At 70.5% G+C, this 6651-nt stretch carries 6 protein-coding genes; 5 read left to right on the top strand and 1 reads right to left on the bottom strand.

Annotated features, from left to right (window positions below):
* Window positions 1–12 precede the first annotated feature (12 nt).
* Window positions 13–891, bottom strand: coding sequence for a hypothetical protein (locus tag ACFWF2_RS20365; RefSeq protein WP_379308989.1), 879 nt, complete (start codon window positions 889–891; stop codon window positions 13–15).
* Window positions 892–956: 65 nt separating this feature from the next.
* Between ACFWF2_RS20365 and ACFWF2_RS20360 the strand changes: the two genes are divergently transcribed.
* The 5 genes from ACFWF2_RS20360 to proC all read left to right on the top strand — a co-directional run bounded on the left by ACFWF2_RS20360 (window position 957) and on the right by proC (window position 6498).
* Window positions 957–1940, top strand: a complete 984-nt coding sequence (locus tag ACFWF2_RS20360; protein WP_379308988.1) for a hypothetical protein — start codon at window positions 957–959, stop codon at window positions 1938–1940.
* The gene (locus tag ACFWF2_RS20355; protein ID WP_379308987.1) at window positions 1937–3817 is read left to right on the top strand and encodes a hypothetical protein; all 1881 of its coding nucleotides are present in this window, start codon (window positions 1937–1939) and stop codon (window positions 3815–3817) included. The genes ACFWF2_RS20360 and ACFWF2_RS20355 overlap by 4 nt, the downstream gene beginning before the upstream one ends.
* 15 nt (window positions 3818–3832) lie before the next feature.
* Window positions 3833–4699 (top strand): sugar phosphate isomerase/epimerase family protein, encoded by an 867-nt coding sequence (locus ACFWF2_RS20350; RefSeq protein WP_379308986.1) that lies wholly within the window; start codon window positions 3833–3835, stop codon window positions 4697–4699.
* Window positions 4700–4784: 85 nt separating this feature from the next.
* Window positions 4785–5651: a thioesterase family protein gene (locus ACFWF2_RS20345; protein WP_379308985.1), complete on the top strand. Its 867-nt coding sequence runs from the start codon at window positions 4785–4787 to the stop codon at window positions 5649–5651.
* A gap of 28 nt (window positions 5652–5679) precedes the next feature.
* Window positions 5680–6498 (top strand): pyrroline-5-carboxylate reductase, encoded by an 819-nt coding sequence (gene proC / locus ACFWF2_RS20340; RefSeq protein ID WP_379308984.1) that lies wholly within the window; start codon window positions 5680–5682, stop codon window positions 6496–6498.
* Window positions 6499–6651 lie beyond the last annotated feature (153 nt).

The following is a 6651-nucleotide window of genomic DNA, read 5'->3' as shown; positions in this document are numbered from 1 at the left end:
GTTACGAGGACCTCACGCCGACTGATCCGAAATGTGATCCTCGGTTCGCATTCGCTCGGCTTCGACCGTCGCCGGATGCACCGCGATCAGGCCGAGACCCTCGCGCCTGCGGCAGAGCCGAGCCAGTTCCTCGTAGGCGGGCGCGCCGAGCAGTTCGCGCAGTTCCGGGCCGTAGGACTGCCACACCGGCTTGGCGCCGACGTGCGCGTCGGGGGAGCCGGTGCAGTACCAATCCAGGTCGAGGCCGCCGGGGCCCCAGCCGCGGCGGTCGTACTCGGTGACCACGGTGCGCAGGATCTGCTCGCCGTCGGGGCGCTCCACCCAGTCCTGGGTGCGGCGAATCGGCAGCTGCCAGCAGACGTCGGGCTTCACCTCGAGCGGTTCGATGCCCTTGCGCACCGCCATGATGTGCAGCGCGCAGCCGGGGCCCGCGGCGAAACCGGGGCGGTTGAGGAAGATGCAGGCGCCGTCGAAGCGGCGGGTGCGCAGGGCGGGTTCGTCCTCGAGCTCGTCGAGTTCGAGGTAACCCTTCTTGACCACCTTGCCCTTCTCGGTGGCCTCGCCCATCAGCTGCCAGTCCTCGGGTGTGAGCATCTTCACAGCACTCGCCAGGCGCTTGCGGTCGTCCTTGTCGGCGAGGAATGCGCCGTGCGAGCAACACCCGTCGTCGGGGCGGTCGGCGATGATCCCCTGACAGGCCGGTGTGCCGAATACACACGACCAGCGCGACAGCAGCCAGGTCAGGTCGGCGACGATCTGGTGCTCGTCGTTTGCTGGGTCGGTGAACTCGATCCATTCGCGCGGGAAGTCGAGCTCGACCTCGGGGCTCGGATTGATCTTTCGCCCAGGTCGGAGCCCGGTCTCCGCGGAACCAGATGCGCCTTCGGTCACAACTTATGACGCTAACAGTTCAGTCGCCTGACCTGTAGGACGGGATCACCAAGTACCGTATTCCTGTGCGGCTTGGTGTTCTCGATGTCGGAAGCAATACCGTTCACCTGCTCGTGGTGGACGCGCATCGTGGTGGACACCCGATGCCGATGAGCTCGTCGAAGTCGGCGTTACGGCTGTCGGAGAACATGGACGGCGACGGGCGGATCACCGAGGCGGGCGAGGCGCGGCTGGTCGCGACCATCGCCGAGTTCGCCGATCTGGCCCGCAATTCCAAGTGCGTCGAGCTGATGCCGTTCGCGACCTCGGCGCTGCGTGAGGCGACCAATTCCGAGGAAGTGCTGGCCCGGGTGCGCGCCCTGACCGGTGTCGATCTGGAGGTGCTCTCCGGCGACGACGAGGCGAGGCTGACGTTCCTCGCGGTGCGCCGCTGGTTCGGCTGGAGCGCGGGCCGCATCATCAATCTCGACATCGGCGGCGGTTCGCTGGAGATGTCCAACGGCGGCGACGAGGAACCCGACGTCGCGCTGTCGCTGCAACTCGGCGCCGGCAGGCTCACCAGGGAGTGGCTGCGCGACGATCCACCGGGCAAGCGCAAGATCGCGGTCCTGCGTGACTGGCTCGACGCGGAGCTGGTCGCGCCGAGCAAGACCCTCATCGAACCGGGCAAGCCGGACCTGGCCGTCGGCACCTCGAAGACGTTCCGTTCGCTGGCCAGGCTGACCGGTGCGGCACCCTCGGCCGCCGGTCCACGGGTGCGCCGTACACTGACCAGCTCCGGTTTGCGCCAGCTGATCGCGTTCATCTCCCGGATGACCGCGGCCGACCGCGCCGAGCTGGAAGGTGTGAGTTCGGACCGGTCCCAGCAGTTGGTGGCCGGCGCACTGGTCGCGGAGGCGAGTATGCGGGCGTTGTCGCTCGACAGCATCGAGATCTGCCCATGGGCGCTGCGCGAAGGCCTGATCCTGCGCAAACTGGACAGCGAGCCCAATGGAGGGCCGGTCATCCTGCCGCCGGCCGAACCGGCGGCGAGAGCGGAGTCGGCATGAGTGGTGAGGATTCGAAACAGCTATCCGTCGCCGAACTACTCGCGCGCAATGCCGCGCAGGGCGCCTCGGCGCCGTCGGGTGGCGGTGGCCGCCGCAGACGCAGCGGGCGCGGGCTCTCGGTCAACGATCTGACCGGGGAGAACGCGGCCGTCAAGCCGAACTCGCACGCCGCGCCCGCGCCCGAACCGGCCGCCCCGACCTACCAGCCTGCGCCGGAACCGGCGAGTTACGAACCACCCGCGAGCTACGCACCGCCCGCGAGTTATGAGCCCGCGCCGTATCCGCCGCCGGGCCCGGCCGAGCCGGCGTTCTCGCCGATGTCAGGGCCGATCACCCGCTTCGACCCCCACTCGGGGTTCTCCGCTCCCGACCCGAACGATCCGCTCGGCGTGGCGGGGCCGCGTCCGTCGTCCGATCCGTTCGGTCCGTTCCGGGCGGAGGCGCGCGACACCTCGACCCGCGACACCTCGACACGTGCCACCGGGCGTGGTCCCGGCAGGCTCGGCGCGCCAGGCTCGGCGCAGCCTGTCGATCCCGGCATCGCCGAGATGTTCGGCTCCGGCGCGCTGCCCGCGGTGCCGGGAGCCGCTGGTGGCCGTCGTCGTAAGCCCGATCCGGAAGAGGTTCCCGAGCCGCCGCAGGCGCCCCCGGTCACCGGTGGCCGCGCCGCGCGCAGGCGGGCCGCCGAGGCCGCGGAGGAAGCCGCCGCCGCGCCTGTCGCGGAGCCGTCCGGTTACACGCCTGCCGGTTACGAACCTTATGAGGCTCCGCGTGGCTTCAACGGCCGCCAGGACGCGCCACCGTTCAACGGCTATCCGGGTGCTGAGGCACCGGGCTTCGGTGGCTACCCCGATGCGGGACCCGCCTTCGGGCCACGTCCGGATTCGGTCCCTGGCTTCGGCGGTTTCGCCGATGTCGATGCGGCGCTCGGCAGGCGCCAGGACGACGCCACCCAGGCCTTCAAGCCGGCTCCGGACGCACCGCAGGCGCGGGGGACCGGCTGGCCGCAGGCTCCCGAGGCCGATCAGCGCCCGTCGCTGGATCGCCGACGCTCCGCACCCGACGCGGAGAAGAAGGGCGGACTGCCGTCGTGGTCGGCGCGCAGGCATCGCCCCGACGCCGAGGGATCCGCACCCGACAGCGGTGGTTTCGCCACGGCCGCGTGGTCGCCGGTCAGCCAGGAACAACCCCTGATCGCCGGTCAGTCGGTGGCCGGTGACCTGCTGCGGCAGCGCGCCGACGACGCCGACGCGCGCACCGAGGTCTATCGTGTCGGCGCCGAGCAGCCGGGCGCCGACCCCGACACCGACGACTACGCCGAGTCCGACTACGTCGACCGCGACTACGCCGACAACGACTATTCCGACGCCGACTACGACGACGGCGAGTACGACGACGAGGACGACTACGACGACTACGAGCCCGAGCCGAAGCCGACCAGGGCGAGCAGGCGGGCCGCGACCAAGGCCGCCGCGTCCAAGGTGGCGCGCAGGGCCAAGTCGCGGGCCGCGAGCCGGATGGCCGCGAGCCGGGTCGGTGCGAGCCGGGTGGCGGCAGGCCGGATGGCGGCCGGCCGGGCCGGTGCCCGCTCCGCGCGCAGCGCCACCGACGACGCCAACCGCCGTCAGTGGCTGATCCTCGCCGGGCAGAGCGTCGGCGCCGCGGTCGCGGGCATGTTGCTGTTCAAGGGTTTCGAGACGATGTGGGAGACGCTGCCGTGGGTGGCGCTCGCCCTCGCGATGGTCGTGATCCTCGGACTCGTCGCCCTGGTCCGGGTGCTGCGCCGCACCGACGACATCTTCAGCACTGTGATCGCCGTCGTCGTAGGCGTCTTCGTGACGCTGGGACCGCTAGCCTTTCTCCTCAGTACCAGCTGAAGCAGGGAGTGGGCTGTGGGGAACGCGCGGGCGGACATCGGAATCGGGCTGTCGACGGCATCGGTGTATCCGGAGAACACGCAGGCGGCGTTCCGCTACGCGGCCGAATTGGGTTACGACGGTGTGGAATTGATGGTGTGGGCCGAGCCGGCCAGCCAGGACATCGCGACCGTGCAGTCCTACGTCAAGCGCTACGGCGTTCCGGTGCTCGCCGTGCACGCGCCGTGTCTGCTGATCTCCCAGCGGGTTTGGGGCGCCGACCCGGTGGCCAAGCTGGAACGCAGCGTGCGTACCGCGCAGGCGCTCGGCGCCGACACCGTGGTGGTGCATCCGCCGTTTCGCTGGCAGCGCCGCTACGCCAAGGGCTTCGCCGACCAGGTCGGTGAGCTCGAGGCGAGCTATCCGGTGAAGGTCGCGGTCGAGAACATGTTCCCGATGCGGGCCGACACCCTGTTCCGTGAGGGCGCGGTGCGCAGGCTGGAACGCCGATCGGGGCCGGGCAGGGCGGTGAGCGCGTTCAGTCCGTCGTTCGATCCCACCGACATCGGCTTCGAGCACTACACCCTCGATCTGTCGCACACCGCGACCGCGGGCGCCGACGCGCTGGAGCTGGCGCGGCGGATGGGCGACGGCCTGGTGCATCTGCACCTGGCCGACGGTCGCGGCGCCGCGCACGACGAGCACCTGGTCCCCGGCGAGGGCACCCAGCCGTGCGCGCAGCTGTGCGAGTACCTGGTGCACACCGGTTTCACCGGGCACGCGGTGGCCGAGATCAACACCCAGACCGCGCGGACCACCGCCGAGCGCTCGGCGCTGCTCGGGCGCACCCTCGATTTCGCGCGCAGGCATCTCACCGGCGCGACCCACGCCGACCGCTCCTGACACATCACACCGCCGCGCCATGGTGGTCGCCGTTGCCTGCTTGTACGCTGTACGAATTGCCGTTGCACAGCGACCAGGAGTGACGATGACGCGAGAACTCGCGACCGACGCGCCGTTCAGTCAGGTGGTCGACCTGACCGAGCTCCCCACCACCGATGCCGACACCGGGCGCTACGTCGGCATCATCGCGCCCACCTGGACCATCGGTCCCAAGGTGCACGGCGGCACCATGGTCGCCGCCAGCGCCGCCGCGGCCACCCGCTGGCTCACCGAGGCCGACCCCGCGCTCGCGCAGATGGCGCCCATCGCGGCCAGCTCCGACTTCCTCGGCGCCCCCGAGCCCGGCGAGGTCGAGTACGCGGTCCACATCCGCAAGAAGGGCCGCCAGATCTGCCTCGCCGACGCGGAGCTGATCCAGGACGGGCGCACGCTGGTGCGCACCGCCTTCACCTTCGGCCACCTCGACACCGACGGCACCCGCTTCAGCGACACCGGCACCGACATGCCCGCCGAGCCGGACGCAGGCGCGCTCGAGTACACCCCCGATTCGCCGATGGGCAAGATCGTGCACGTCGGCGAGGTGTCACGGGTCTTTCTAGACGCGACCTGGGCCGACTTCGCCCGCGGCGAGACCGGCCCGCCCCGGGCTCGGCTGTGGATCCGGCCGCTCGACGGCGACGAGGCCGACCCGCGCGTGCGCGCCGCCTTCGCCATGATGGCCGCCGACATGAGCCCGCCGGTGCCGATGAACCTCGGCCACTTCGGCTGGTCGCCGACCGTCCAGATGACCACCTACCTGCGCCGCATCCCCGCCCCGGGCTGGCTGCGGGTCATCGCGACCGCCCGTGAGGTCGGTGAGCGCATGTTCGACGAGGACCAGCTGGTCATCGACTCCACCGGCGCCGTCGTCGCCCAGAGCCGCCAATTGGCGTTGATCCCGGCGGCGCGCTGAGGGACACCGCACCACTAACCTTGTCTGTATGACGAGAATTGCGGTGGTCGGTGGCGGGCGGATCGGTGAGGCGCTGGTCGCCGGATTGCTGGAATCCGGTAGGGCGACCAAGGAACTGGTCGTCGTCGAGCCGGTCGCCGCGCGGGCGGCTCAGCTCGCCGAGCGGTTCAAGATCCGGGTGACCGGATCGGTCGCCGACGCGGTCGTCGGTGCCGACATCGTCGTCGTCGCGGTCAAGCCGGGCGATGTCGACTCGGTGCTCACCGACCTGTCCAAGGCCGACCTGGACACCGGCCGGGAGCAGGTGCTCGTCTCGCTGGCCGCCGGCGTCACCACCACGCGGCTGGAGTCCAAGCTGCCCGCGGGCTTCGCGGTGGTCCGGGTCATGTCGAACACGCCGATGCTGGTCGGGCAGGGCATGAGCGTGCTCGCCGCCGGCCGCTACACCGACGCCGAGCAGCTGGAGATCGTCGGCGAGATGCTCGAAGCCGTCGGTCAGGTGGTGACGGTGCCCGAAGCCCAGATGGACGCGGTCACCGCGGTGTCGGGTTCGGGACCGGCGTATTTCTTCCTCGTCGTCGAGGCGATGATCGATGCGGGCGTGAGCCTGGGGCTGACCCGCGATGTGGCCAGCCAGCTGGTCGTCCAGACCATGATCGGCTCGGCCGCGCTGCTGGACGAGACCGGGCAGAGCGCGGTCGATCTGCGGGCCGCGGTCACCTCGCCCGCAGGCACGACGGCGGCGGCGCTGCGGGTGCTCGAGCGCGGCGCGTTGCGGTCGAGCTTCATCGAGGCGCTACACGCCTCCAAGCAACGTTCCGCGGAACAGGGCGCGTCGCACGAATGACGATCGGGTACCCGGGATGAAAACCGATTTCTCACACCCGTCGCAGTAATCCCACTGGTCCCGCTAAGCTCGTAGAAGCACGTGCGTGTCTGTTCCGCCGGTGGGGAAGCCGGTGGCGCGGACGTGCCGGAGGTCAATGGTGCCATGATGTCT

The organism is Nocardia sp. NPDC060259 (genome assembly GCF_042728775.1).
Classification (GTDB): domain Bacteria; phylum Actinomycetota; class Actinomycetes; order Mycobacteriales; family Mycobacteriaceae; genus Nocardia.
The sequence above is the reverse complement of the archived record's forward strand: the minus strand, read 5'-3'. Positions and strand labels throughout refer to the sequence as shown.